The 26,378-nt window shown below is 65.0% G+C and carries 29 protein-coding genes; 14 read left to right on the top strand and 15 right to left on the bottom strand.

The annotated features are described in order from the left end of the window. Window positions 1-434: 434 nt before the first annotated feature. From M4J39_RS19200 to poxB, 3 genes are all read right to left on the bottom strand, one after another. Window positions 435-1,442: a helix-turn-helix domain-containing protein gene (locus M4J39_RS19200; protein WP_251730096.1), complete on the bottom strand. Its 1,008-nt coding sequence runs from the start codon at window positions 1,440-1,442 to the stop codon at window positions 435-437. Next, the gene (locus M4J39_RS19195) at window positions 1,421-2,590 is read right to left on the bottom strand and encodes a type II toxin-antitoxin system HipA family toxin (protein ID WP_251730095.1); all 1,170 of its coding nucleotides are present in this window, start codon (window positions 2,588-2,590) and stop codon (window positions 1,421-1,423) included. Before M4J39_RS19195 ends, M4J39_RS19200 begins: the two co-directional genes overlap by 22 nt. A 208-nt stretch (window positions 2,591-2,798) precedes the next feature. Beyond that, window positions 2,799-4,520, bottom strand: coding sequence for a ubiquinone-dependent pyruvate dehydrogenase (gene poxB / locus M4J39_RS19190; protein ID WP_251730094.1), 1,722 nt, complete (start codon window positions 4,518-4,520; stop codon window positions 2,799-2,801). A gap of 233 nt (window positions 4,521-4,753) precedes the next feature. On the opposite strand from poxB, the gene M4J39_RS19185 reads away from it, so the two are divergent. After that, window positions 4,754-5,065, top strand: a complete 312-nt coding sequence (locus M4J39_RS19185) for a type II toxin-antitoxin system ParD family antitoxin (protein ID WP_371875483.1) — start codon at window positions 4,754-4,756, stop codon at window positions 5,063-5,065. A gap of 61 nt (window positions 5,066-5,126) precedes the next feature. Further along, window positions 5,127-5,375 (top strand): type II toxin-antitoxin system RelE/ParE family toxin, encoded by a 249-nt coding sequence (locus M4J39_RS19180; RefSeq protein WP_371875484.1) that lies wholly within the window; start codon window positions 5,127-5,129, stop codon window positions 5,373-5,375. A gap of 316 nt (window positions 5,376-5,691) precedes the next feature. Here the strand turns inward: M4J39_RS19180 and M4J39_RS19175 are convergent, their stop codons facing one another. Together M4J39_RS19175 and M4J39_RS19170 are read right to left on the bottom strand one after the other, a co-directional pair. Then, window positions 5,692-6,174, bottom strand: coding sequence for a DUF4411 family protein (locus M4J39_RS19175; protein WP_251730092.1), 483 nt, complete (start codon window positions 6,172-6,174; stop codon window positions 5,692-5,694). A 3-nt stretch (window positions 6,175-6,177) separates the two neighbouring features. Beyond that, window positions 6,178-7,368 carry an XRE family transcriptional regulator gene (locus M4J39_RS19170; RefSeq protein ID WP_251730091.1) on the bottom strand — a complete coding sequence of 397 codons (1,191 nt, stop codon included), beginning with the start codon at window positions 7,366-7,368 and terminating at the stop codon, window positions 6,178-6,180. A gap of 271 nt (window positions 7,369-7,639) precedes the next feature. On the opposite strand from M4J39_RS19170, the gene M4J39_RS19165 reads away from it, so the two are divergent. Both M4J39_RS19165 and M4J39_RS19160 read left to right on the top strand, forming a co-directional pair. Continuing rightward, on the top strand, window positions 7,640-9,052 hold the full coding sequence (locus M4J39_RS19165; RefSeq protein ID WP_251730090.1) for an L-fucose/L-arabinose isomerase family protein: 1,413 nt from the start codon (window positions 7,640-7,642) through the stop codon (window positions 9,050-9,052). A gap of 651 nt (window positions 9,053-9,703) precedes the next feature. After that, on the top strand, window positions 9,704-10,729 hold the full coding sequence (locus tag M4J39_RS19160; RefSeq protein WP_251730089.1) for a LacI family DNA-binding transcriptional regulator: 1,026 nt from the start codon (window positions 9,704-9,706) through the stop codon (window positions 10,727-10,729). Window positions 10,730-11,419: 690 nt separating this feature from the next. On the opposite strand, the gene M4J39_RS19155 is transcribed toward M4J39_RS19160, so the two are convergent. Continuing rightward, complete coding sequence (locus M4J39_RS19155) at window positions 11,420-12,352, bottom strand: LysR family transcriptional regulator (protein ID WP_251730088.1); 933 nt, start codon at window positions 12,350-12,352, stop codon at window positions 11,420-11,422. A 127-nt stretch (window positions 12,353-12,479) separates the two neighbouring features. Here M4J39_RS19155 and M4J39_RS19150 point away from each other — a divergent pair, with 127 nt between their 5' ends. From M4J39_RS19150 to M4J39_RS19130, 5 genes are all read left to right on the top strand, one after another. Further along, complete coding sequence (locus M4J39_RS19150) at window positions 12,480-12,695, top strand: 4-oxalocrotonate tautomerase family protein (protein WP_251730087.1); 216 nt, start codon at window positions 12,480-12,482, stop codon at window positions 12,693-12,695. Window positions 12,696-12,725: 30 nt separating this feature from the next. Beyond that, complete coding sequence (locus tag M4J39_RS19145) at window positions 12,726-13,466, top strand: SDR family oxidoreductase (protein WP_251730086.1); 741 nt, start codon at window positions 12,726-12,728, stop codon at window positions 13,464-13,466. Between the two features lie 9 nt (window positions 13,467-13,475). Then, on the top strand, window positions 13,476-13,640 hold the full coding sequence (locus M4J39_RS19140) for a hypothetical protein (RefSeq protein WP_251730085.1): 165 nt from the start codon (window positions 13,476-13,478) through the stop codon (window positions 13,638-13,640). A gap of 542 nt (window positions 13,641-14,182) precedes the next feature. Next, window positions 14,183-15,853 carry a methyl-accepting chemotaxis protein gene (locus tag M4J39_RS19135; RefSeq protein ID WP_251730084.1) on the top strand — a complete coding sequence of 557 codons (1,671 nt, stop codon included), beginning with the start codon at window positions 14,183-14,185 and terminating at the stop codon, window positions 15,851-15,853. Window positions 15,854-15,939: 86 nt separating this feature from the next. Then, a complete protein-coding gene (locus M4J39_RS19130) occupies window positions 15,940-16,467 on the top strand; it encodes a GNAT family N-acetyltransferase (RefSeq protein WP_251730083.1) in 528 nt (175 codons plus the stop codon). A gap of 550 nt (window positions 16,468-17,017) precedes the next feature. On the opposite strand, the gene M4J39_RS19125 is transcribed toward M4J39_RS19130, so the two are convergent. Continuing rightward, window positions 17,018-17,584 (bottom strand): ester cyclase, encoded by a 567-nt coding sequence (locus M4J39_RS19125; RefSeq protein ID WP_251730082.1) that lies wholly within the window; start codon window positions 17,582-17,584, stop codon window positions 17,018-17,020. 41 nt (window positions 17,585-17,625) lie between these two features. Next, window positions 17,626-18,255, bottom strand: a complete 630-nt coding sequence (locus M4J39_RS19120) for an NADPH-dependent F420 reductase (protein ID WP_251730081.1) — start codon at window positions 18,253-18,255, stop codon at window positions 17,626-17,628. 131 nt (window positions 18,256-18,386) lie between these two features. Between M4J39_RS19120 and M4J39_RS19115 the strand changes: the two genes are divergently transcribed. From M4J39_RS19115 to M4J39_RS19100, 4 genes are all read left to right on the top strand, one after another. Next, window positions 18,387-19,304, top strand: coding sequence for a LysR family transcriptional regulator (locus M4J39_RS19115; RefSeq protein ID WP_251730080.1), 918 nt, complete (start codon window positions 18,387-18,389; stop codon window positions 19,302-19,304). Between the two features lie 72 nt (window positions 19,305-19,376). After that, the gene (locus M4J39_RS19110; protein ID WP_251730079.1) at window positions 19,377-19,679 is read left to right on the top strand and encodes a helix-turn-helix domain-containing protein; all 303 of its coding nucleotides are present in this window, start codon (window positions 19,377-19,379) and stop codon (window positions 19,677-19,679) included. Continuing rightward, a complete protein-coding gene (locus tag M4J39_RS19105; protein WP_251730078.1) occupies window positions 19,672-20,895 on the top strand; it encodes a type II toxin-antitoxin system HipA family toxin in 1,224 nt (407 codons plus the stop codon). Before M4J39_RS19110 ends, M4J39_RS19105 begins: the two co-directional genes overlap by 8 nt. A 7-nt stretch (window positions 20,896-20,902) precedes the next feature. Then, window positions 20,903-21,736, top strand: a complete 834-nt coding sequence (locus M4J39_RS19100) for an aminoglycoside phosphotransferase family protein (protein WP_251730077.1) — start codon at window positions 20,903-20,905, stop codon at window positions 21,734-21,736. 15 nt (window positions 21,737-21,751) lie between these two features. Here M4J39_RS19100 and M4J39_RS19095 read toward each other — a convergent pair whose 3' ends face one another. From M4J39_RS19095 to M4J39_RS19065, 7 genes are all read right to left on the bottom strand, one after another. After that, window positions 21,752-22,549 (bottom strand): ABC transporter permease, encoded by a 798-nt coding sequence (locus M4J39_RS19095; protein ID WP_251730076.1) that lies wholly within the window; start codon window positions 22,547-22,549, stop codon window positions 21,752-21,754. 3 nt (window positions 22,550-22,552) lie between these two features. After that, a complete protein-coding gene (locus tag M4J39_RS19090; RefSeq protein ID WP_251730075.1) occupies window positions 22,553-23,341 on the bottom strand; it encodes an ABC-2 family transporter protein in 789 nt (262 codons plus the stop codon). A gap of 2 nt (window positions 23,342-23,343) precedes the next feature. Further along, window positions 23,344-24,357: an ATP-binding cassette domain-containing protein gene (locus M4J39_RS19085; RefSeq protein ID WP_251730074.1), complete on the bottom strand. Its 1,014-nt coding sequence runs from the start codon at window positions 24,355-24,357 to the stop codon at window positions 23,344-23,346. 103 nt (window positions 24,358-24,460) lie between these two features. Continuing rightward, entirely contained in the window at window positions 24,461-25,030 is a 570-nt protein-coding gene (locus M4J39_RS19080; protein ID WP_251730073.1) for an effector binding domain-containing protein, read from the bottom strand. 114 nt (window positions 25,031-25,144) lie between these two features. Then, entirely contained in the window at window positions 25,145-25,477 is a 333-nt protein-coding gene (locus tag M4J39_RS19075; RefSeq protein WP_251730072.1) for a hypothetical protein, read from the bottom strand. 150 nt (window positions 25,478-25,627) lie between these two features. Further along, entirely contained in the window at window positions 25,628-25,792 is a 165-nt protein-coding gene (locus tag M4J39_RS19070; RefSeq protein ID WP_251730071.1) for a hypothetical protein, read from the bottom strand. An 11-nt stretch (window positions 25,793-25,803) separates the two neighbouring features. Continuing rightward, window positions 25,804-26,019 carry a hypothetical protein gene (locus M4J39_RS19065; RefSeq protein WP_251730070.1) on the bottom strand — a complete coding sequence of 72 codons (216 nt, stop codon included), beginning with the start codon at window positions 26,017-26,019 and terminating at the stop codon, window positions 25,804-25,806. A gap of 130 nt (window positions 26,020-26,149) precedes the next feature. On the opposite strand from M4J39_RS19065, the gene M4J39_RS19060 reads away from it, so the two are divergent. Further along, window positions 26,150-26,377, top strand: coding sequence for a hypothetical protein (locus M4J39_RS19060; protein WP_251730069.1), 228 nt, complete (start codon window positions 26,150-26,152; stop codon window positions 26,375-26,377). The last annotated feature ends 1 nt before the right edge of the window (window position 26,378 follow it).

Below are 26,378 nucleotides of genomic sequence, written 5' to 3'. Positions count from 1 at the left end.
GTCGGCTCGGCTTTTGGAGCGCGATATCGGCCGATTGTTTCTTTCTGCCTGAGGTCCTGGCCTTCGCAAGGATGACAGATTGATAGAAAGGGAAAACCGCTGGAGTACCGCCATCGAGCTTGATATCGCATGAGCGGAGCGGCAAGCGTTGCGAGTGGCGGCGCGATGAAAGAGCCCCACCTAACCGATTGTCATCCCTATATATAATGCTGTCATCCTTGCGCAGGCCAGGACCTCAGGCCGGAAGAGGCGGGAGGTTGATATCGGTCTCCCAATACCGAGCCAACCTGATACACCCCTCGTTCCGTCGCCCCACGACCAGCCCATGGCGTCATCTGAGCCCGTCAGGAGACTATGGTGCCCGGCCAGGAGAACCGCAACCGGGAGCTGACGCTTGTCAACCGATGCGCGCGGCCAAGGCCGGCGCCCCCCGCTCAGCGCACCGAACTTGCCTTGAGGCGCTCCACCTCCGCCTTCACCCGGTCGAGCGACAGGCCGGCGACGCCGAAGCGCTCGTAGAGCGAGGCGGTGAGCGGCAACAGATGTTCGGCGAGCCGCCCTTCGATGTCGGCGGCCGGGATTTCCGCTTGCAACTCGGCCTCGTCGCTGCGGGCGGCGTGGCCCTGGATGACGAGGTCGCTCAGCGGGTTGGCCCAGGAGCGGAGAACGCGGCCGCTCAGCCCGGTGTAGAGCGCGCGGAAATGCACGGTTACCGCGCTGTCCGCAGTCTTCTTGAGAAGGGAGGCCAGCCGTTCGGCGTGCAGCAGCACCTCGCCCATCCGCCAGATCGGCAACGTCGTATCGAGGATGGCCCCTGCCGGAAAGGTGCCCGCCCCGTCTTCCTCATAGCCGCGCATCAGAACCATCCGCCCCGTGGTCCTGGCACTCCAGAATGTATAAAAATCGGGAGTGTCGAATATATTGTGGGCATCCTCGCTGGGCGGCGACCACCAGCACTCGATCACCCCTTCCCCCTCGCGCATAAAAGTGTCCACGCCGGCCGGAGCCCAGAATACCGGCCAACCACCTTTTTTTACGACCAACTTTTCAAGAAGCCGCTCGAACGCTGCAAGGTCGGGCGTCCTGAGGTCGCCTTCCAGCCAATAGTCGATCCGGTACCAGCCATTCGGGAAACGGGCCGGCGCGTCCTGCGCCAGCGGCGCCACCAGCGCCTGCCAGCGCTCGAAGGCTTCGCGCACGAAGCGCGACTGAGCGTCTTCCGGCGACGGCTCGTCGACGAGGCCGACCACGCGCAGGATGTCCATCGCTTTCGCCAGAGTCAGCGTCGTCTCGCCGCGCTCGAAGGCCGCCATCGTCGGATGGCTGACGCCGGCCAGCGCCGCATGGTCCTTCTGCGTCAGCCCCTCCGCCTTGCGGCGGCGCAACGCCTCCTCGACGAGGCGCGGCCAGGACAGCGGCGCTATGGAAGAAGTCTGAGACATGAGCGGTCCACGATCTCCCTGAAGCGATGGGTGAAGCCATCCTCGGGCTCGGCCTCCGGCGGCCGAATGACGGATGCCGCCCGCTCGACGCCGCGCTTCACATCCCTGAAGGCCAGCTCGACCGCCCGGTCCGGCAGGCCGATCTCCTTGCCGAACGCCCGGAACAGCGCCTGATCGGCCGCCTCCAGTTGCACGCGCCGGCCGCCGATCGACAGCGCCAACACCTGATCGAAGCCGTCATAGAGCGCGGTGTTCACCACGTCATAGGCGGGCGACAGGCGCAGGCCATCGGGCGTTTCCAGAAGCGAGAAGTTCTTGAGGTGGGCGTCGCAATTGCCGATCAGGACGAAGGCGATCAGCCGCCTGAAGAGGCGCGCAAGGTCGATCTGCGGCCGCGACGAGTATTGGCCGATGACGGCCGCCACGTCCTCATAGGCGGCATCGTACTTGCCGGCATAGTCCTGCCCTCTCGGCTTTTGCAGGATCTGCGCGCAATCCTCGAGCCGCAGCTTGCCGCCCTCCGTCGTCCGGTCAAAACGGCTGACGACCAGCGCGATCTCGCCGAGACCGGCGACCATCGCCGTGGTGAACTCGGTCACCTCCGCCTTGCCCAGCACGGCCGCCGTCCACCTGAGGCTGAGCGCCTCGTTGCGAACGAGGCTGCCGATCCGCTCGGAGTTGAACTTGGCGATATAGGGCGCCGGCCCCGTCGCCGCGGCCGGCAGGAAACGCCCGTCAGCGTCCCTTGCGACCAGCAGCTTTCTCTGAACGCCCGACACGGTACGGCCAGGGTTGACCGTGGCCTCGGTGATCGCCGGCAGCGGCTCGGCATCATCGGGCGGGAGAACGCTCACTGCCCCGATGCAGTCGGCGCCATAGCGCAGCAGCAGGCCGAGATCATCGTCGCCAACCACGTGCGCCGCCCGGGCCTTTTGCTCCCGAAGCCAGCCTTCCGAACCGATATGCTGGAAAAACGGATGCAGCCCGACCGGCCATTCATGCTCGCGCCGGAGCGACGGCAGGCAGCAGCCGATATCGCCGCCGCGCCAGTCGGCCCGATAGGTAAAGCGCGTGCCGCCACCGGCCGTCTCGACCAGCGTGCCGGCCGGCTCCCCCTTGAACAGAATGTCGGCGCTTCTAGGGTCCATGCAGCTGCACCTTCACCTTTCACGGCAGAGCATAGCACATGACACCATTATGAAGCTATAGCTTATCTAGAAAGCTGAATAACCAACAAATCAACTCATACATCGATATCAACCCATCCAACGCGCAGAATGCAGCCGTGATTTCACATTTGATGCCTGCGCTGACAGAGTGGCGCCCACATGAAGCCACGACTGAACCATTACCCCCTCACCGCCAGTTGGTCTTGGCCAGCTCGATCAGTTCATCGCCCCGGCCGCTCAGGATCGCCCGCATCATGTAGAGCGAGAAGCCCTTGGCCTGTTCCAGGGTGATCTGCGGCGGCATGGCCAGCTCCTGCTTGGCGGTCATCACGTCCACCAAAACAGGGCCGGGCGTGGCGAAGGCTTCGTCGAGGGCCGCCGGCAGCGCCTTGGCGTCGTCGACGCGGATGCCCTTGATGCCGATCGCCTCGGCCACCTTGACGAAGTCGGGGCTGTTGAGGTCGGTGTCGTCGGAGATGTAGCCGCCGGCCTTCATCTCCATGGCGACGAAGCCGAGCGAGCGGTTGTGGAAGATGACGATCTTCAGCGGCAGGTCCAGCTGGCGCACGCTGAGGATGTCGCCCATCAGCATGGCGAAGCCGCCGTCACCGCAGAGCGCCACCACCTGCCTGTTGCGGTCGACGCCCTGGGCGCCGATGGCCTGCGACAGGGCGTTGGCCATCGAGCCGTGGTTGAACGAGCCGATCAGCCGCCGCTTGCCGTTCATCGTCACGTAGCGCGCCGCCCACACCGTGGGCGTGCCGACGTCGCAGGTGAAGATGGCGTCGTCGGCCGCCTTCTCGCTGACGAGGCGGGCGAGATATTGCGGGTGGATCTGGCCCTTGGCGCCATCGTCGGTGGCGAGGTCGTCCAGCCCCTTGCGCGCCTTGGCATAGTGGTCGAGCGCCGTCTTGAGGAAGGCGTCGTCACGCTTCTCGGGCAGCTTGTCGAGCAGCGCCGCCACCGTCGCCTTGACGTCGCCGACCAGCCCCAAATCGATCTGAGTGTGGGCGCCGAGGCTTTCCGGCCGGCTGTCCACCTGGGCGATCTTCGCGCCGGCCGGATAGAAGGCGCGGTAGGGGAAGGACGAGCCGAGGATCAACAGCGTGTCGGCCGCGTCCATGGCGTGATAGCCGGAGGAAAAGCCGATCAGCCCGGTCATGCCGACGTCATAGGGGTTGTCGTATTCCACGAACTCCTTGCCGCGCAGGGCGTGGACGATGGGCGCCTTCAGCCGGGCGGCCAGCGCCACCACCTCGTCATGCGCCTCGGCGCAGCCGGCGCCGCAGAGCAGCGTCACCTTCGAACTGGCGGTGAGCATGTCGATGAGCGCATCCACCTGCGCCGCCGACGGCACCAGGCGGCCAAGCTCCGGCTCGCGCCAGCGGATGTCGACATCGTCAGGCATCGGCTTCAGCGCCACATCGCCCGGCAGCACGATGACGGCGACGCCCTTCCTGGCGATGGCGGTGCGCACGGCAACCTCCAGCACGCGCGGCATCTGCTCGGGGTTGGTCACCAGCTCGCAATAGACCGAGCACTCGCGGAACAGCTCCTGCGGGTGCGTCTCCTGGAAATAGCCCGAGCCGATCTCCGACGAGGGAATGTGCGCGGCGATCGCCAGCACCGGCACATGGCTGCGCTGGCAGTCGAACAACCCGTTGATGAGGTGCAGGTTGCCCGGCCCGCACGAGCCGGCGCACACCGCCAGCTCCCCGGTAATGTGCGCCTCGGCCCCGGCCGCAAACGCCGCCGCCTCCTCATGCCGCGTCCCCATCCAGCGGATCTCGCCCAGCCGATGCAAACTGTCGCTGAGGCCATTCAGGCTGTCGCCCGTCACCCCCCAGATGCGCTTGACCCCGGCCTCGCCAAGAAAGCGGGCGATGTAGTGGGCAATGGATTCGGCCATGAATGTCTCCTGAGAAATGGATCGGCGGCTGGCGGGGGCCGTGTGTGCCGCCCGGCCGCGCCGCGAAATGCTGAACACGTCAAGCAATGAACGTGGGACGCGAAAGCGCGAGATTCAATCGGCGGGCCAATGCGCTGAAAGGGCGGCAGCCATGCCGACGGGCAACAGGAGAACGCGCCCGCCCGGGCAATCGTTCCCCCAACGGACGCGGATCACCGCGAGAATAACAAACATTGCCATTCTCTGTTATCGCCGCCATCATCGAAGGGAAGGAGATCTTCGACATGGGCAACCTCAATGTGTCGCTGACCGACGAACTGGTGAGCTACGTCAAGACCAAGGTGGAGTCCGGCCGCTACGCCTCGTCCAGCGAGGTGGTGCGGGAGGCCCTGCGGCTCATGGAAAAGCTCGACCACGCCGAGGGCGAGAGGCTGCGCTTTCTTCAGCAGGCTTGGCAGGACGGCATCGAAAGCGGCGACTTTCGGCCGCTCGACGCCGAAGCCGTCAACGCCGAGGGCCGCAAGCGCCTGATGGCCAAAGAGTAGGATGTCAACCGTCACCTACTCCGCCATGGCGCGCACCGACATGGTCGACCTCTGGGTCTGAATCGCCGGCAAGTCAGGTCCGGACGCCGCCGACACGATCACCGACCGCATCGAGCGCCGCATCGCCATGCTCGCCGACAACCCGATGCTAGGCCCTGCCCGCCCCGACATCGCCGAAGGCGCACGACACCTCACCTGCGAGCGCTGGCTCGCCCTGTATAGGGTCAAGCCAGACAGCGTTCAGATTGCCCGTGTGGTGGATGGCGCGCAGGACGTGAGGCATGTGTCTCTCGGGGGAGCCGGACTTTGAAGGCGCGTTCAGCGTATTGGCAAAACTACCGGCAACCTTCCCAGCCGTCGAGCTCTGGCGCGCCGCCAGCTAAAGGGCTCCGCGCCTACGCCCGACATCACCGCCCGTAAGGGCAAAACTAATGCCGGAAACAAACTCAGACCTGAATGGAACCTAGGGGCATCATCACCACCTATCGACCTGTCGGCCGTTTCCATGCCGCACCACTGTTGGACCCACTCCCAAACATCGTTGTCTTTCCAACATCCAAAACGGCAATCTCGAAAGTAATGAGTCAACAAAAAGAAAATATTCACTCATGCATATGGTTAGTATACTAAAAAACCCAATCTTCCTCTTCGATTAGCTCTAAAAAATCTATATGGCGAATCCCCTCCTGATCACAAACAAACGGAATTTTAGGCTTATCGAGGGATCCACCCAACTCCTGAGTAACAACTACCAGCCGAGGTCTTGCAGCAAGAGCCTGCGCTATGACAAAGGGGTCACCCCCCGATTTCCCCTTCCCAGTATCGACGAGCTTAGGATAAGCTTCCATGATGCGAACAACTTCGCTCTGCACGCCGTCATCAATCTCGCGAAACAATAGTTCTCTTCGAAATTTAGCCCACTCGAAAAGACCATCGTCCTTCTTTTTCAGCTCGTAGAGAACCTCAATCGTAGCGAGCAACCGCCCCTCGTCTATTAACCTATCGAGCGCACCCCAGAGACTTCCGAAACGCTTTGGTGGATAAGCACGAAACCAAGCATGCAACAAAGAACTGGTATCGATGCAGTAGGTCGCATGCCGATCCATCATAGCTTAGAAGTCCAACTGTCGCTCGATGCCGGGAACGTGGCGGACCTTTACCCCTAAATAACCTGACACCTCCGAGAGACTTATCCGATCCTGGCGATAATTCTCTATAACCCAACGAGCGAACGGCTTGCCTACATTTGCAACGGTCTCGAGCGGCATATTGCGAGGGATCTCCTTGCCCGCATTTTTCTCTTTTTCTCGTTCTCGTTGTTGTTGGTACTCTAGGGCGTACTGCTGACGCTTCCGGCCATAAAAATCCTCAGTCGCACGGCGAAGGGTCAAAAGCCTGCGAACAATGGTCTCCCGAGAAACGCTGTATGTTAATGCGAGCGACTTGATTTCTGGATCGCTCCACTCATGGCGACCGAAACCTCTTTCAAGTACAATTGTTTCGCCCAGAAGTAGATCTTCGGGCACTAACGCCGCGCCAGCGACATGATTGCAAAACATCTCAAGCCGCTCATCATCTATCGGGCGAGCGCCGTTTGCGTCCAAATCCGAAACGCCACTTTGATGCAACATCAGATGTGTAAGTTCGTGCAGGAGGGAGAAAACCCTACGCGGATAGACGTCTTTACGGTTTACAACGATAACAGGCAACACATCTGCCCATACAGCAAATCCCGACGCTTCACTGCTTTCAACTCGCGACGCCTGAAAGACAAGGACACCTTTGTCCTCAACTCTCGATCGCCATGCATGAAACGCAACTCGAGGGTCGCGCCAGCGAGCCTGAAGCTGATAATCAATGCCTAGAGCGCCGCGCACAAAAGCCCCGACCTTCTCAGGATCCTCCTTAATACTTGTGGAAAGCTCGAAGCGCTGAGGCGCACCATCAGCGTCGTCAATCAGCTCAAGCGCGAGCTCTCGGCGCTGCTGGGCAGAGCGGATTTCAAGAGTCAGCTCTGGCGAGAAATGGCGTCCCCCAAAATCAGGCAAACGTCGAAAGTCATGCATTGGTTGAAATGTGAGCGGGGGCGCCGAAAGATAGAAAACTGCGAGGGGACGTTTATAGAGTTCAGCCAGCTTGCGCAGTTGCGGAATCGACGGCTGATCCTCCCCAGACTCCCAAGCAACAATCTTTACTTCTTCGACGCCGAGCTTTTGAGCCGCCGTCAGAAGATCATATCCTGCGGTTTCTCGAGCCCACACCAAAAGCGCAGGCTTGATCGTTGCTCTCGGTCCCTTGCTCATCTCGGTCCATGTTGCCCATTAAGGCCAGAGATCACTTTCAGATCGGTTTGTAAATAAGAAGTGAATGCCCCAATAGCCAGATAGCTCCATGAGAAGTAAGCGATTCCAAACACCCCCTCCCCCACCCTTGCCTCTCCCCCGTCCTTGATGTACGCTCCTCAGGACTCGCTTGAATCCCCTCATTACACCTCAATTCTCTACCGAAAAACTCCCCTTTTTTCTTTCGGTAGCGTACCTCAAACATTTCAAGCGACTGCGGAGGAGAGACCTGATGGCCAAGCAAATGACATTCGGCGTGATCGTCGGAAACCGTGGATTCTTCCCCAGCCATCTGGCCGCCAGCGGCCGGCTGGAGATGATCGCCGCTCTGGAGAAGCAGGGCTATAAGGCGATCGTCGTAACGCCGGAAGAGACGGCCCACGGCGCGGTGGAGACCTACAAGGAAGCGGAGATCTGCGCCGCCCTGTTCAAGAAGCACGCGCAGGATATCGACGGCATCATCATCACCCTGCCGAACTTCGGCGAGGAGCGGGGCCTCGCCGACGCGCTGCGCCTTGCCGGGCTCGACGTGCCCGTGCTGATCCAGGCGACGCCCGACGACACCGGCAAGATGGCCATCACCCACCGCCGCGACAGCTTCTGCGGCAAGATGTCGATCTGCAACAACCTTCAGCAGTATGGCATCAAGTATTCGCTGACGACGCTGCACACCGAGGCGCCCGACTCGCCCGAGTTCGAGGCCGACCTCAAGTGGTTCGCCGCCGTCTGCCGCATCGTGCGCGGCTTCAAGAACCTGCGCGTCGGCGCCGTCGGCGCCCGCCCGGCCGCCTTCAACACCGTGCGCTACTCGGAGAAGCTGCTCGAGCGTTCGGGCATCACCGTCGACACGCTCGACCTCTCCGAAGTGCTCGGCCGCATCGGCAAGCTCAAGGCCACCGACGCCGCCGTCGAGCAGAAGATCGAGGAGATCAAGGCCTACGTGCCCACCGGCCACACGCCCAGGGAAGCCCTCATCAAGATGGCCAAGCTCGGCGCCGTGCTGGACAACTGGGTGGAGACCAACCGCCTGACCATCACCTCCGTGCAGTGCTGGACGAGCCTGGAAGAGTTCTTCGGCATCGTGCCCTGCACCGTCATGAGCATGATGAGCCAGAAGCTGCTGCCGTCGGCCTGCGAGGTCGACACGCTGGGTTCGCTCTCCATGTACGCGCTCGGCCTTGCCAGCGAGACGCCGTCGGCTCTCCTCGACTGGAACAACAACTACGGCGGCGACCCCAACAAGGCCGTCTGCTTCCACTGCTCGAACCTGCCCAAGCACTTCTTCAATGAAGGCGTGAAGATGGACTACCAGCAGATCATCGCTGGCACCGTGGGCGCCGAGAACACCTATGGCACGCTGGACGGCAAGGTGAAGGCCGGCGCCATGACCTTCCTGCGCCTCTCCACCGACGACTTCACCGGCAAGATCAAGGGCTACACCGGCCAGGGCTCGTTCACCGACGACCCGCTGAACACCTTCGGCGGCGCCGGCGTGGTGGACATCCCCAACCTGCAGAAGCTGCTGCGCTACATCTGCGAGAACGCCTTCGAGCACCACGTGGCGACGAACTTCTCGAGCTCGGCCGCGGCGGTCACCGAAGCGGCGACCAAGTATCTCGGCTGGGACATGTACGTCCACGAGTGAGCCTGCCCGAAACTCTACTGGGGCGGGGATGTCTACCTGCCCCAGCGAGGTTCAGATCAGGCTCAGTGCCTCGCCTTGAATGGGCTGCGGTATGCATACATCTGCGATGAAGCCCCCTCAGGACAATGGAACGAAGTGGGGCGACTGGCCGTCTCGGTTTGGGGAGCACGATATCGGCGGCTCGCTCAGTTCTGCCCGAGGTCCTCGCTTTCGCAAGGATGACAGCATTATATATAGGAATGACAATCGGTTAGGTGGAGCCCCTTTCATCGCACTGCCATTCGCAACCCTTGCCGCCCATGCGGCATCAAGCTGTATGGCAGCTCTCCAGCTGTTTCCCCTTTCTATCAAACTGTCATCCTTGCGAAAGCGAGGACCTCGGGCAGAACGGGGCGAGCGGCCGATATCGTGCTCCGAAAGCCAAGCCGGATCGCCGCAAATGTGTGCATTCCGTAGTTGAATTTGCGTTCCGGCGGCATCGCTGCCGGAACCCGTTTCTCGACATGATCAGTATGATCTTGCCCGATGTTGACAGCGGGCGGATACAATGTGGATGATTACATTCTAGTTTAGAAGCCTTTGAAAACTATGGGATTCGTTCGGAACGGCCAATCGGCCGCCTGAGGTGAGTTTACGTTTCCAGGAGCACGCATGCGTCCCACCGTCCACGACGTTGCCAAAGCCGCCGGCGTCGGTCTCGCCACCGTGGACCGCGTGCTGAACGACCGGCCCGGCGTGCGCGCCGCCACGGCCGAGCGGGTGAAGGCAGCCGTCGACAAGCTGGGCTTCGTGCGCGACGCCTCGGCGGCGGCGCTGGCGCGCAAGCGGGTCGACCGGCTGGTGTTCATCATCCCCGACGGCCCCAGCGATTTCATGCGCCACCTGGAGGCCGAGGCGCGCGAGGCGCGCAAGCGGCTGGCCGGCAGGCGTGTCGACATCGAGGTCCGCACCGTGCCCGCCTTCGACAGCGACGCGCTGACCGACGCCCTGCGCGCCATCGACACCGAAGCGGTGGCCGGCGTGGCGCTGGTCGCCACCGAATCCGCCGCCGTCCGGGCCGAGCTCTGCCGCCTCAACGCCGCCGGCGTGCCGGTGGTCACCCTGGTGTCCGACGCGCCGCGCTTCCCTCGCCACCGCTATGTCGGCATCGACAACGTCGCCGCCGGCCGCACCGCCGCCAGCCTTCTCGGCCAGTTTCTCGGCGGCCGCGAGGGCAAGATCGTCGTCGTCGCCGGCTCCATGCTGGTGCGCGACCACGTCGAGCGCCGCATGGGCTTCGACCAGGTGATCAGCGCCGAGTTCCCGCACCTCCAGTCGCCGGTCATGCTGGAAGGCCGCGACGAGCGCGAGGCGACGCGCGAGGCGCTGCGCGACTGCCTGAAGCGCGAGGGCGACATCGTCGGCCTCTACAACATCGGCGGCGGCCACCAGGGCATTCTCGACGTGCTGGCCGACCTGCCGCCCGAGGCCCGCCCCGTCGTCGTGGCGCACGAGCTCTACGACGTGACGCGCGCCGCCCTGCAAAACGGCCTCTTCCACGCCGTCATCAACCAGGACGCCGGCCACGAGATCCGCAGCGCCATCCGCGTGCTGCGCTCGCTGATCGACGGCACGCCGCTCAGCGCCAGCCAGGAAACCATCCGCATCGAAATCTACCTCAGGGACAATTTGCCGTAAGGGGGCAAGGGCATGGCGCCACGCGCCCCCTTTCCGCCGCCGGCATAAGCTTCCCGCCAACGCTAACCACCTGTTTTATATCAATGAACCGTCATCCTGCGCGCAGGCGCAGGACCTCAGGCAGAATAGAGCTCCCGGCCGATATCGCGCTCCAAAACCGTTAGGCCGCCTGATAGATCCCTCACCACCTTCTCGTCCCGAGGTCCTGCGCCTTCGCGCAGGATGACGGCCTGATAGAAACGGAAGCCCCGTCCGGTCACCGAACACACGTCGGAACCACGACGCATCTCCTTGTTTTATATCACTTTCCCGTCATCCTGGCGAAGGCCACTTGCATTCGCATGCGAATGCAAGGTGGACCTCAGGACGAGAAGTCTCCTTCGCCCCTATCAATCTCCAGAACGGCGGGAGCCCGATATCACCCCCTCGCCCCGTCCGGCCTGAGGTCCTGGCCTGCGCCAGGATGACGGCCTGATAGAAACGGGAGCCCCGTCCGGTCACCGAACACACGTCGGAACCACGACGCATCTCCTTGTTTTATATCACTTTCCCGTCATCCTGGCGCAGGCCACTTGCATTCGCATGCGAATGCAAGGTGGACCTCAGGACGAGAAGTCTCCTTCGCCCCTATCAATCTCCAGAACGGCGGGAGCCCGATAGCACCCTCGTCACCCTCTCGTCTCGAGATCCTCAGCCTTCGAGAGAGGAGGACAGACTGATAGAGGCGTCCCCCGTTTCGGCACTGCGGAACACTTCGGCCAGCCAATCGATGAACACCCGGAGCCGTGACGACAGATGCCGGCTGTGCGGATAGAGCACCGACACGGGCACCGGGGGCGGCGGAAAGGCTTCGAGGACGGGAACCAGCACCCCCTCGGCGATCTGCTGGGCCACGCGATAGCGGGGCACCTGGATCAACCCCAGCCCCGCCACACCTGAAGCCGTGTAGATTTCCGCGCCCCGCACGACGACATCGTAGGCCAGCGCCCGCTCCTGCACGCCGTCGTCGGTCTGGAACTCCAGCGGATAGGGCTGGCCCGTCGCCGAGGCGGCATAGGCGACCATCCGGTGCCCGGCGAGGTCGTCCGGCGTCATTGGAACCCCGTGGCGCGCCAGATAGGCGGGGCTTGCCAGCGTCAGTTGCTCGAACGTGGTGATGCGGCGGCCAATCAGCGTGGAGTCCGTGAGGTCGCCGGCCCGCAGAACGCAGTCGACGCCCTCGGTGATCAGGTCGACCATCCGGTCGCCCTCGCTGAGGTTGAGCGCGACCCCCGGATAGCGGGCGATGAAGCCGGGCAAGGCCGGCAGCACGAAATGCCGCGCGATGGTGCCCTGCATGTCGACGCGCAGCGGGCCCTTGGGCTCGGCGGCGTGGAACACGCTTTCCACCTCGTCGAGGTCGGCGAGCAGGCGAACGCAGCGCTCGTGATAGAGCGCGCCGTCGAGCGTCGCCCGCACGTTGCGCGTCGTCCGCTCGAGGAGGCGCACCCCGAGGTCCGCCTCCAGGCGCTGGATGGCGTGCGTGGCGCTGGGGCGGGGAACCTGGAGATCGCGCGCCGCCTGCGCGAAACTGCCGCGCTCGACGATCCTGACGAACAGCCGCATGACGTCGATGCGATCCATCACCCCACTCCGATTGTTATGATATCCGGAATAGTGATGTTGAAATACGCTTTCTAGTGCAAGATTTCAAAACAACTACCTTCCTCCTCGTCAGCCGGTCGCTGGATCGCCCAACAGGAGTGAAGACATGCCCTTCGCCAACTTCAAGGTTCCCGAAGCCGCCCTTAGCCGCGCCCAGAAGGAAGAGATCGTGCATCGCACCACGGCGATGCTCGTCGAATACTTCACCGAGGCCGCCCGCCCGCACACCATGGTGCTGATCGAGGAGGTCAAGGACGGCGGCTATGCCCGCGCCGACGAGGTTTTCACCATCCCCGACGCCTACCGCGCCCCCGACGCCTGAGCCACGACAAACGACAAAGGAACAGCCACAATGACCCCTTCGACAAACAAGGTTGCCATCGTCACCGGCGCCTCGCGCGGCATCGGCGCCGCCATCGCCCGCCGGCTGGCGAGCGACGGCCTCTCGGTCGTCGTCAACTACGCCGGCAGCGCCGGGGCCGCGGCCGACCTGGTGGCCGACATCGAAAAGGCCGGCGGCCGGGCCATGACCTTCCAGGCCGACGTCAGTGACCCCGAGGCCGTGACGCGCCTGTTCGATGCCGCCGAGGCAGCCTATGGCGGCGTCGACGTGCTGGTGAACAACGCCGGCATCATGAAGCTGGCGCCGCTGGCGCAAGTCGACGACGCGGCCTTCGACCAGACGATCGCCATCAACCTCAAGGGCACGTTCAACGGCCTCCGCGAGGCGGCGAACCGCCTGCGCGACGGCGGGCGCATCGTCAACCTCTCGACCAGCGTCATCGGGCTCTATCAGCCGGGCTATGGCGTCTACGCGGCCAGCAAGGCCGCCGTCGAGGCGCTGACCCACATCCTCGCCAAGGAACTGGGCGCGCGCGGCGTCACCGTCAACGCCGTCGCCCCCGGCCCCGTCGCCACCGAGCTGTTCTTCGAGGGCAAGGATGAGGCGACGCTCGACCGTATCCGGCAGATGAACCCGCTCGGCCGCCTCGGCGACGTGGGCGACATCGCCAGCGTCGTCTCGCTGCTGGTCGGCCCGAACGCCGGCTGGATCAACGGCCAGATCGTCCGCGCCAACGGCGGCGTGGTCTGAGGGGCTACGATGAATGAGGTCATTCTCGTCACCGGCGCATCGAGCGGCTTCGGCCGCCTGATGGCCAACGCCCTGGCGATGTCCTACGCCGTCATCGACCGGGTGCGCGCGGAGTTCCTGCACCGCATCGGTTTCGCCGACCTCCTGAAGCCGAGGGATCATCAGGCGGGCTGAGGCGATCGAGCCATCCCCTACCAATGGATGAGCCGCGCCGGGCCGCCGGAAAAGGCCCGCGCCCATTCGATTGCGCTCCGACCGGAGAAGTGACTCCAAGTTGAGTCAGGTCAAAGCCGCACTCATTAGGAAATCGCCGGCTTTCCTGTCAGGTGTCCGGACCGGTAACCAAGATGACAAAGAATAAAATTCAGATAAAATAGTTCCGTACAACGTATGACCCGCTCCAGGCACGACAAAATGAAGCGTTTTAAAGTCGATAATATTCTAACGAGCGTCGATTCTCGATAAATCTATCTGCAAATCGGCGCCACCTACGTTCTATTCCGCATGGGCGTCAACTTTTATAGAAACTCGACGAAACTATAAACATCGTTAACCACTCTAACGTCATGGTCTACTGGATATCGGACCACCGCGACCGTCATACCTGGGGTGCGGCAGATAGCGATGTGCTCCCGAGCCATGGGCTTGGAGGTCAAGCTAGCTGCCCGCCCCGGTTTCGTTTTGGCGAGCGTCTCGGACCACCAGAAGGGTGTACCATGGACCGCCTGAAGATCGCCCACCGGCTCTACGCCGGCTTTGCGCTCATCACGCTGATGCTGATCGCCGTCAGCGTGGTGGGCTACGTCTACCTGACCGACGCCGCCAACTACACGCGGGAGTCGGTCCGCGTGCTGTCCCAGACCGGCAACATCGAAACCGCACTCAAGTTCATCGCCAAGGGCCGCGCCGGCTTCTACGAGGCGGCAAACCAGCCGGCCCGGCAAGCCGAGCTGTTCGCCCAGATGGACCAGGCCTTCGCGTCCGCCGTCGCCAAGCTCGAGGAGGTCAGCAAGTCCACCCGCGATCCCGGCCGCAAGGCCAAGACCGCCGAGCTGGAACAGACGCTGAAGGACTACCACGCCGGCGTCATGGCGCTGGCCGGCCAGATCCAGAGCGGCGACAAGGCCGCCGTCAACTCCGACCTGCGCTCGAAGTTGGCCGCCACCTATCCCGTCATCGACAAGCTCGGCACCGAGCTGTCCGACGCCTACGGCAAGCGCGGCGTCCAGATCGGCCAGGACAGCGCCGCCGCCGTCCAGCGCGGCATCGCCATCGAGATCGCCATCAGCGCCGTCGCCGCGCTGCTGGCCGTGATCATCGCTGCCATCAGCGCCCTGTCGGTGACGCGGCCGCTCGGCGTCGCCATCAACTACGTGCTGGCGCTGGGGCGCGGCGAAAAGGACGTGGTGGTGACCATCCTCGGCCGGCGCGACGATTTCGGCGTTCTCGGCGGCGTGCTGGAGCAGTGCCGGCAGAGCATGATCGCCGACGATGAGGCCCGCGTCGAGCGCGAAGCCCGCGAGCGCGCCGAACGCGAGCAGCTGAACCGCCGCCAGAGCCTGGCCGACCAGTTCGTCGCCGAAATGCGCGACCTCGCCGCCAACTTCGCCGAGTCGTCCGAGGAGATCGCCGACAGCGCCCGCAGCCTGTCCGCCACCGCCGAGGAAACCGCCCGTCAGGCCCAAGCCGTGGCCGCGGCGGCCGAACAGGCGGCCAGCAACGTGCAGACCGTCGCCGCCTCGTCCGAGGAAATGGCCGCCTCCGTCCACGAGATCAGCTCGCAGGTCGACCATTCGGCCGAAGTGGCCGAGCTGGCCTATGGCGAGGCCCAGGCCTCCAACGCCCGCATCTCCACCCTCGCCGCCTCGGCCGCCGCCATCGGCGACGTGGTCAACATCATCCGCGGCATCGCCGAGCAGACCAACCTCCTGGCGCTCAACGCCACCATCGAGGCGGCGCGCGCCGGTGAAGCGGGCAAGGGCTTCGCCGTCGTCGCGGCGGAGGTAAAGCAGCTGGCCGACCAGACGTCCAAGGCCACCGGCGACATCGAGACCAAGGTGGCGGAAATCCAGGATTCGACCGGCAACACCGTCCACTCCATCACCTCCATCGTCAAGACGATCACCAACATCAAGGAGGTCGCCTCGGCCATCGCCGGCGCGGTGGAGGAACAGGGCGCGGCAACCACCGAGATCGCCAGCAACTGCCAGCAAGCCGCCGCGGGCACCGCCGAAGTCACCGAAAACATCACCGGCGTCGGCCAGGCGGCGGAAATGACCGGCGCCGCCTCCACCCAGCTGATGAACCTCTCCACCGGCCTGTCCTCGAAGGCCAAAGGCCTGCAAACAGTGGTGGAAACCTTCGTCACCAAGTTCGCGGCGGCGTGAAGCGCCTCACTCCCCCGGGGCACCGCTCCGGGGGAGGCCCCGCATCCGGCTTGCCTCCGCCGCGCGGCGCGGCCTAATCTCGCCGCATGACCGCTTCATTCGACATCCGCGACGCGCGGGCGGCCGACGCCGAGGGCATCGCCGCCATCTACAATCACGCCGTCCTCCACACCACCGCCATCTGGATCGAGGCCACGGTCGACGTCGCCAACCGCGCCGCCTGGCTGGCCGATCGCCAGCGCCAGGGCTACCCGGTTCTGGTCGCCGTCGACGCGGCCGGCGCCGTGCTCGGCTACGCCGCCTTCGGCGACTGGCGCCCCTTCGACGGCTACAGCCACACGGTGGAACACTCGATCTACATCCACCACGACGCGCGCGGTCGCGGCATCGGCAAGGCCCTGATGGAGGCGCTGATCGCCCGCGCCAGGGCGCTCGGCAAGCACGTGATGATCGCCGCCATCGACGCCGGCAACCCCGCCTCGCTCTCCCTGCACAAGAAGCTCGGCTTCGTCGAGGTCGGCCTTCTGCCGCAAGTCGGCATGAAGTTCGGCCACTGGCTCGACCTCGCCTTCCTGCAACTGACGCTGGATGACAGGGAGACGCCGGAGGGGTGACGGGAGGGGGATAGGAGCGGGAGATTCATCTGGCAGCGTCGGGAAGGCGCGATAGGAGCGGGAACCTCACCCAGCAGCGTTACGCACGCAGGCCAATCCAGAACGCGAGCCGATATTTATCGTCACATATCAATCACCCGTCATCCTGGCGCAGGCCAGGACCTCAGGACGAGAAATCTCCCCGGCCCCTATCAATTTCCATGAACCATCAGGAGCCCGATAGCACCCGCTCGTTTCATCCTGCCCGAGGTCCTGGCCTTCGCCAGGATGACGGCCTGATGGGAATGGGAGATTCATCCGGCAGCGTCGGGAAGACGCGACAAAGTCGAGAACCTCCCCCGGCGGCGATACGCGCCCCTACTTCAGCGTCTCCATCAACAGGCGCGCGGTTTCCGCCGACGATTGCGGGTTCTGGCCGGTGACGAGCAGATCGTCCCGTACCGCGTAGGATGCCCTCCCCCGCATAGATGGTGTCGCCGACGCGCTCCGCCCCCCCACGGCAAAAGCGGGGCGATCGCTCGCCCCGCTCTGCTTCAGCGCCGCGCCTCGATCACTGTCCGAGGCCGATCTGCTTCATGAAGTCCTGATTGTCCCAGAACAGGTATTCCTCGTCCATCACGCCGGCCTTGGTCCAGTGGCCGATCGTCGCCATGGACAGCTTGAACGGCTTGCCGGTGGGCGGAATGGTCTTGCCGCCACCGATGGGCATCGGCTCGGTGAACGTGCCTTCCAGCTGGCCGATGACGCCGGTCCACTCGCCCTTGCCGAACTTCACCGGGTGCTGCTCGATCCGCGTGTCGGGGGCGAAGACGAACATCGGCTTCAGCGCCTCGATGTGGTCGTGCAGGCCCTTGGTGGTCGTGCCGTCCGGGTAGTGCACCAGGATATCCGTGGCGTGGCTCTCGCCGAGGCGGTCCCACTTCTGGTGGGTGTAGACGTCGAAATCCAGCGTGTCGAAGGTGTCGAGGTTCTTGGCGACGGTGGCCTCGTCCTGCTGGTACTTCGACAGCTCCTCAAGGAGCGCCGGCACCGGCTTGGCAACTTCGGCGGCGACGGCGGCCGAGGCGCCGGCGGCGATGGCGAGGGCGGAAACGGCGATGGCGATCAGCTTGGTCATGATGGTGCGTCCTGAAAGAGTGCGTGAGAGGAGAGAGAGTTTCAGCCGGCGACCGGCAGCCAGATCGGGGTGACGGCGGTCCCGAGCCCGGCGCCGTAGCCAAGGTAGATGTTGAGGCCGGCCAGCGCCTCGAGATAGCGGGCGTTCTTCAGGCCGCCAGCATCGACCACGCCGAAGCCGATCGACCGGGCCAGCTCGGCGGCGACGGCCTTGGCCTCGGCGCTGTCGGAGGCGAGGTAGGCCGGCACGTCGTGGCCGCCGGCCACCTTGCCGTCGCCGGCCAGCACCTGGGCGAACACGGTGTTGAAGCCCTTCACCAGCGCAACGCCCGGCACCGCCCTGGCGATTTCCTCGGCGGCCGAGGTGGTGTGGCCGATGGTCAGGCCCATGTAGTCGGCCGTCAGCGGGTTGGTGATGTCGATCACCACGCGGCCCGCGATATCGCCCAGCGCCTTCAGCGCGTCGACGGCGGCATCGAAGGGCACGGCCAGCACGATGATGTCGGCCTTGCCGGCCTCGGCGGCGCTCACCGCCTTGGCGCCGATCGCCTGCGCCACGTCGGCGGCCTTGGCGGCGTCGCGCCCATGGACGCCGACGCTGTGGCCGGCCTTGACCAGACGGGCGGCGAAGCCGCGACCCATGTTGCCGGTGCCGATGACGGATACTTTCATGATGAACTCCTGTTGGGTTTGATGTCCGCGTCGCCGTAACGGCGTTGATTGATACCTACGGCATCCGGTCCCCTTGAAAAATCGCCCTGAATGAAAGAGATTGTTGCGACTATCGCAATAATGGGTCGATCATGGACATCATCAGGGGCATGGAGGCCTTCACCGCGCTGGCCGGCGCCGGCAGCTTCGTGGCGGTGGCCGACAAGCTGGGCACCTCGACGGCGGCGGTGTCGCGGCAGATCGCGGCGCTGGAGGCGCATCTCGGCGCGCGTCTGGTCCACCGGACGACGCGGCGCCTGTCGCTCACCGAGGCCGGCGCGCAATTCCTGGAACGGGCCGAGCAGATCCTCGCCGATCTCGCCGAGGCGGAGGCGGCCGTCGGCCGCGAGGCGGTGACGCCGGCAGGCCTGCTGCGCGTCAGCGCCCCGCTCTCCTTCGGCATCTCGGTGCTCGCCGCGCTGCTGCCCGAGTTCCGCCGCCGCTTCCCCGACCTCCGGCTCGACATCGACCTCAGCGACCGCGTCGTCGACCTCGCCCATGACGGCATCGACGTGGCGATCCGCATCGCCCAGGCGCCGAGCCCCAACCTGATCGCCCGGCGCATCGCCTCCATTCCCATCGTCACCTGCGCCGCGCCGGCCTATCTGGCGGCGCGCGGCCACCCCGCCCACCCGGCCGACCTCGCCGCCCACGAAACGCTGAGCTACTCCTACCTCTCAAGTGGCGACACCTGGACCTTCCGTACCGCGGCCGGCGACACCGCCGCCGTGCGCGTCCGCCCCAGCGTCCACGCCACCAATGGCGACCTGTTGCGCCGCCTCGCCGTCGAGGGCGGCGGCGTCATCGTCCAGCCAGGCTTCATCGTCGAGGACGACCTCGTCGCCGGCCGCCTCGTCCAGGTTCTGCCGGAGTGGTCGCTCGGCACCTTCGCCCTCTACGCCGTCTACCTCAGCCGCCGGCACCTGTCGGCCAAAGCCAGGGTGTTCATCGACTATCTCGTGGAAGCGCTGGGACGGGAGCGCCGCCCGTCCGACGCCGACCAAACTTGAGGCAGGCAGGCTTTCATGATATGTATTTATAGATCAATCATTGCATCATGATATGTAAAGACAGATCACGCCGTGACCTACGAGACCGAACGCATAGCCGCCGAACTGAAGCAGGCTCGCGAAGCCAAGGGGCTCAGCCAGCGCGAGCTGGCGCGGCTGTCCGGCGTGCCGCAGTCACACATATCGAAGATCGAGGCGAATGCCGTCGACCTCAGGGCGTCCAGCCTCGTCACCCTCGCCCACGCCCTCGGCCTCGAACTGATGCTTATCCCGCTCAAGGCCGTGCCCGCCGCGCGCTCCATCGCCCGTGGCCTGACGGCGCCCGAAGCCAGCCGCCCCGCCTACAGCCTCGACGACGAGGATGACGATGCCTGATGTCTCCATTCTCAACGTCGATCTCCACGGCCGGACCATCGGCACGCTGACGCGGGTAGCCGGCGACCGCGTTCTCTTCGCCTTCAACGAGGCTTATATCGCCGATCCCGAACGCCCGACGCTGGGGCTGTTCTTCAAGGACCAGGCCGGAGCCTTGCGCACCGACTTCCCGCCCGTCCAGACCAAGCTGCCGCCCTTCTTCTCCAACCTGCTGCCGGAAGGGCCGCTGCGCCGCTACCTCGCCGACGCGGCGGGCGTTCATTCCGAGCGCGAGTTCTTCCTGCTCTGGGCGCTGGGGCGCGACCTGCCCGGCGCCGTCACCGTCACCCCCGCCGACGGCGAGGCGTGGCCACCCGAGGCGATGGCGCCGCACGGCGAAAGGCATCCGCCCCAGAGCAACATGCTCCGCTTCTCGCTGGCCGGCGTTCAGCTCAAGTTCTCCGCCGTGGCGGGCGCGCGCGGCGGGCTGACGGTGCCGGCTTCCGGTGTCGGCGGCGACGCCATCGTCAAGCTGCCCTCGTCCGATTTCGCAGGCGTTCCCGAAAACGAATACTCCATGATGCGCCTCGCCGACCTCATCGGCATGGACGTTCCAAGGGTCGACCTCGTGGACATCGACGCCATCGACGGCCTGCCCGATGGCGCGGGGCGCTTCGGCGGCAAGGCCTTCGTCATCGAGCGCTTCGACCGCCTGCCGGGCGGCGGGCGCGCCCATATCGAGGACTTCGCTCAGGTCTTCGGCGTCTACCCCGACGACAAGTACCGGAAGGCCGGCATGCGTTCGGTCGCCCGCGTCATCGCCGCCGAGGGCACGGATGCCGACATTCGGGAGTTCGTCCGCCGCCTGACCTTCAACACGCTGATCGGCAACGGCGACATGCATCTCAAGAACTGGTCGCTCATCTATCGCGATGGTCGTACCGCCTCGCTCGCCCCCGCCTACGATTTCGTCTCCACCGTCGCCTATATCCCCGGCGACCGCTTCGCCCTCAACTACAGCCGGTCGAAGGATTTCGCGGCTTTCGACGAGGACGAACTGTCCCACCTCTCGGTCAAGGCCAGCCTGCCCGCAAAGACCGTGATCGACACCGCCCGCGAGACGGCCGCCGACTTCCTGGGCGTCTGGAGCCGGGAGAAGCACCACCTGCCGATGTTCGCCAACGTCCGCGACGCCATCGACGACCTTCTGTCCACCTTGCCGATCGCACGGAGTTGAGCCCACCATGACGCCTGCCCTCGCCGACGCCATCGCCCGCTGGGCGCTGACCTCCCCGGCCTTCGTCACGGAAACCGCCACCAGCGTCATCTACCGTGTCGGGCACGCCGCCCACGGCCCGGCCGCGCTGAAGCTCCTGAAACCCGGCGCCGGAGACGACGAGGCGAAGGGCGGCGCGATGCTGGCGTGGTTCGGCGGGCACGGTGCGGCGCGGGTGTTCGACCTTGCGCCGGACGCGGTGCTGATGGAATGGCTCGACGGGGAAACGATGGGCGACGTTGCCCGCGCCGGCCGCGACGACAGGGCCACCCTCATCCTCGCCGATGTGGTCGAGCGGCTGCATGCCCGACGCGACGCGCCGCCGCCGGAGCTGACGCCGCTCCGTCGCCGCTTCGCTTCGCTGTTCCGCACCGATCCCCAGCGCTGGCCGGACGACGCCCGCCCGCTGGTCGCGCGGGCCACCGCCATCGCCGCCGACCTTCTCGACGCCGACGCGCCGGCCACCCCGCTGCACGGCGACATCCACCACGACAACATCCTGCGCTCGGGCGACCGCTGGCTGGCGATCGACCCCAAGGGCCTGATCGGCGATCCGGCCTACGACTATGCCAACAGCTTCCAGAACCCCGAGCGGGCCGAAGCGCTGGTGCTCGACGCGGCCCGCGTCGCCCGCCATGCCACGGCGCTCTCCGAACGCACCGCCCTCCCCCGCCGCCACCTCCTCGCCTGGGCCGTCGCCCACACCGCCCTGAGCGGCGCCTGGAACATCGAGGATGGCGCGCCCTTCACCCATCAGGCGACCATGCTGGCGCTGTTGCTGGCGGAGTACGAAGCGGGGTGAGACAGGCGGTCACCTTCACCCACCCGCGCCCTGATAGCGCCGTTGGCATGCCTGCCAGACCAGCATGGCGACGACCACCATGACCGGGCCGGCGAGAATGGCGGCGAAGGGCGCGGCGGCGCCGATCAGCGGCACCGGCTTGCCGAGGAGGGCGGCCACCGGCACGTAGGCCATGTAGCCGAGCGGCACGATGGACAGAAGCGTAAGTTGCAGCGGCAGGGCGAAGATGGTGAGCGGGTAGCGCGACAGCTCCCAGAAGTCGAAATAGATGCCGAACAGGTAGCGCGAGCGGGTGAGCACCAGCGCCATGGCGGCGATGATGGTCAGCGTGGCGCCGGTCAGCAGCGCGGCGCTGATCAGGCTGGCCACAAGCTGCGCCACCGTCAGCACCGACCAGTCGATGCCGAGCTGCGGCAGCGCCCAGGCGATCATGCCCACGCCGAGCGCGATGTGGCCGCCGTACTCGATGTTGATGCCCGAAAAGGCCAGGAAGGCCCACGGGCTGACCGGCCGCACCATGAGCGTGTCATAGGTGCCGAGCCGCACCAGCTCCTCCATGCCGCGCAGCTGCACGAAGGTGAAAAGCGCGCCGAGCGCGTAGCCCAGAACGTGGAAGCCGAGCATCAGCGCGATCTCCGGCCACACCCAGCCACCCAGCCGCTCGAACCGGCTGGCGATGATCCAGATGGTGCCGTAGACGCTGGCGTAGCCGAAGGCCTGCGCCACCCAGCCGATGAGAAGATTGGCGCGATACTGAAGACGCGTCCTCAGCTGCAGGCGGACGAGATAGAGGTAGAGCGACAGGGTCTGCATCGCTCAGCCTCCCTGCACGACCATGCGCCGACAGGCGGCGCGCCAGAGCAGCGCCAATAGCCCGGCCGAGGCCACCGCCCAGCCGAGCCCGTAGAGAAGCGTGACGACGCTCTCCATGAGATCGAGCTGGCCGAGATAGATCGCCAGCGGGTAGAAGGCGATCCAGGCGAAGGGAAGATGATGAACGGCGTTCGCCACCCCGTCCGGGTAGAACCACAGGGGAACCAGCCCGCCCGAGAACAGCGCCAGCGTGCCGCGCAGGAACCAGTCCAGCGCCAGCGTGTCCATCACCCAGAAACCGATCGTCGCCACGGCGGTGGCGAGGGTGAAGAGAAGGAACAGCGACAGCGCCACCGACAGGGCGAACAGCAGCGCATGGCCGAGGCTGGCCGGCGGCTGAAAGCCGTAGACGGCGCCCATGACGACGGCGACCGGCAGTCCGATCAGCAGCGTTTCATGGGCGCGTCCACCGATCAGCCGGGCCATCAGCGAAACCGGATAGCTCGCCGGCCGCATCAGGTGGCTGACGACGTTGCCGCTGCGGATATCCGCCCCCATCTCGCGCACCAGCTGGCTCGCTTCCCAGGTGGAGAACACCGTGGCGCCGAGGATCGCATAGGTCACCATCTGCGGCAGGCTGATGTCGGCCGACCCCGTGCCGTGCTGGAACACCGACTGCCAGATCGAGACGCGGGCGACGACGTTCAGCACGCCGCTGAGCAGCAGGAACCAGAACTGGGCGCGAAAGCTGGCTTCGGTGCGGAAACCGGCGACGGCGAGCGCGAGATACATGGCTACCCCGTCCGTTTCGAGGGCGCTGCCTGCCGCTGGCGCGACTGGTAATAGGTGCGGATCACCTCCTCGATATCCGGCTCGTGCAGGTGCACGTCGACCAGTTCGGCGTCGGACTTCAGCGCCGCGATGATGTCGACCAGCGAGCGCCTGTCGTCGCTCATCAGGAACGTGCGGATCACGCCCTCGCCGCCGGCGGGTTCGGCGCCGGCCAGCATCACCGTCGCAGGTTCGCTGGCGAACTCCAGCGTCAGCTTCCTGCGCGCACCGAAGGAGGCATTGAGGTTGGTGAGCGGGCCGTCGAACAGCAGTTTGCCGTCGTCGACCATGATCAGCCGTGGACAGATCTCCTCGATGTCCCTGAGGTCGTGGGTGGTGAGCATGATGGTGGTGCCGCGCTCGCGGTTGACCCTCGAAATGAGCTTGCGCACCACGTCCTTGGCGACGACATCAAGGCCGATGGTCGGCTCGTCGAGAAACAGGATCTTCGGGTCATGCAGCAGCGTCATGGCGATTTCGCCGCGCATCCGCTGGCCGAGGCTGAGCTGGCGCACCGGCCGTTCAAGAAACGGCGCGATCTGCAGCATGTCCACGAGCTCCGCCCGCGCCCGGTCGAACCGCCCCTTCTCGATCCGGTAGATGCGCCGGTGCAGCTCGAAGCTCTCGAACAGCGGCAGGTCCCACCACAGCTGGCTGCGCTGGCCGAACACCACGCCGATGTCGCGCGCGTTGACGATGCGCTCCTCGTGCGGCACGCGGCCGAGCACACGGACGGAGCCGGCCGTCGGCACCAGCACGCCGGTCAGCATCTTGATCATCGTCGACTTGCCGGCGCCGTTCGGCCCGAGATAGCCGACGGCCTCGCCCGCCTCGATGGCAAAGGAGATGCCGTCCACCGCCTTCACGTCGCGGGTGACGGGCTTGAGGAAGTTGCGAAGCCGGCCCGTGAAGCCGGACTGCGGCACCTTCTGCGCAAACCACTTGGTCGCGCCCTCGGTCTCGATGATGGGGGGCATGTCGACGAATCCGGAAAATCGGGATCTCAGCACATACACGTATCAGTATGCCGCTTTTACGACAGCCGACAAATGATCTCCGCTTCGGGTCCAGCGGCGACCGTTAGCTCGCCAACTTCTCCCTGATCGGAAACAGCAGATCGAGCTGCAAGTCTTCCATCCGGCCGCCCTTGCGGACGAAGGTGTAGAAGTTCAGCGTCTCCTCGAAGCCCTGCCCGGCCGCCGTTTCCGGCGACACCCAGCGCGGCGCGTCCCAGTCATTGGCATATCTGTCGCTGGCGTCGACCCAGTCCTTGATCAGGCTCCAGTCCTGGAAGTCCCACGAGCGCAGCACATGCGCGGCATAGAGCCCGCCATGAAAGGTCCGCCGGATCAGCGGCGCCGGCACCGCCATGCCCTCGGGAATCGACACCCAGACCTCGTAGACGCGCGACGGCTCGCCCACCTTCGCCTCGCCCTTGGAACAGTCGAAGCCGAAGCTCCGCGCGTCGGGCTTGATCTCCAGCAGCCGGCTGTCGGTGACGAAGCGCGTGATCGCATCGAGCGCCCTGCCCTCGCAGCCCTCGCCCGACGCATAGGCGGCGGCCACCGTCATCGGCGGCAGCCAGACGATCCGCACATCCCGGTCCTCGAGCCTGCCGAAGCTCTCGCTCGCTGCTTTCAACTCCCCCATCCAAGCCTCCCCTGACGTCAGCACCGGATTAGCGCCTGCGTGAATTGCCATTACCACGCGCTACCCACGGTTATGTCAGCAGTGAGATGCGGGACCAATGGAGTGCCATGCAGTTCAGTGTGGAAGCGGAATTGGCGTTGCTCGCAGTTCGCACCAGGTGGCGATATCGACCGGATCAAAGCGCTCGCACGCGTTCTCCTTCTCAATATGGAAATATTCCCACGTCGTTTCGGAAAGCGCGTAGTAGCGGGTACGATCGCTCCCTCGGAGCCAGAAACTCCCCGAGCCTGCGTTGTCAACGTCGACCTGGAAGGTCCAGATGCTGCTTTCTTCCGGGATGAAATAGCTCCCGTGTCCTTCAAGCAGGCCCCATGCGTTCTGCGGAAGCTTGGTCGTCAGCGTCAGAACGATCATCATCCCGAGAACAAGCAGGGCTACACGTTTCACCTTGGACTATATCCGCGCCTGGAGGATTGTCTGAAAGACCTTAGCTTGTCCGAACGGATCTCATCAAGATGAAGGCGGCGGCGGCCGCGCAAAGGCAGGCCGCGCCGCGCTCGGGCTGTCAGCGACCATATCTCGGTCGATCTCGCCGCCCTACCTCTCGTCCTCGCCTTTCTCCTCCAGCCTCTCCCGCTTCTCCTCGTCCAGCTCGGCGCGCTTCAGGTCGGCTTCGGTTTGGAAGTCGTCTCCGGCGTTCCTGGTGTTGACGCGTTCCTCGATGATGCGGATCTGCTGCTTGTGGGTCTTTGGGCCGGCCATGTCGGTCTCCCTCACTTGTTGGTGCGTCCGGTCTGGTTCGGATTGACGCCGCCCTGCGGGGTAACGTCGTTTTCGACATCGCCCTCGAAGGTGTTGTCGCCGTCGAGGCCGCCGTTGTCCTCCAGGAGTTCGCCGCCATCGGTGGTGCCCTTCGAGCTGCCGATGCCGGGGTTCTCCTTGAGGTCCTTGTCGGTGGGGCGCTTGGTCTTGAAGTGCTGGTCGGCCATTTTCGCCTCCTCTCTTTGGTGTCTTCACCTTGAGAACCCGCCGCGTCCGCCAATGTTCCGGAACAAATGCCGCCGGCCGGGGTTGACGTTTTCCAACCTTCCCAACCCTTCGAACCCAAGGAGACGCGCAATGGTCAGCGGCAAGGGCGACAACAAGCATTTCGGCAAGGGAACGCAGGGCAAGGGCGACGGTTCGGGCGCCATGACCGAGCTCGACAAGGATCTGGTGGGCGAGAACGACATCCTCTCCAACCGCGACAAGCAGCGGCACACCAAGGCGCGCGGCCAGGACGGCAACGCCATCAAGACCCAGCAGGAGCAGGACCACGCCGCCAACCGCCTGCCGCCGGAGGACTGAC

Origin of the sequence: Pleomorphomonas sp. NRK KF1 (assembly GCF_023721755.1) — a bacterium.
Lineage (GTDB): Bacteria > Pseudomonadota > Alphaproteobacteria > Rhizobiales > Pleomorphomonadaceae > Pleomorphomonas.
This window is presented reverse-complemented; position numbering and strand designations above follow the sequence as displayed.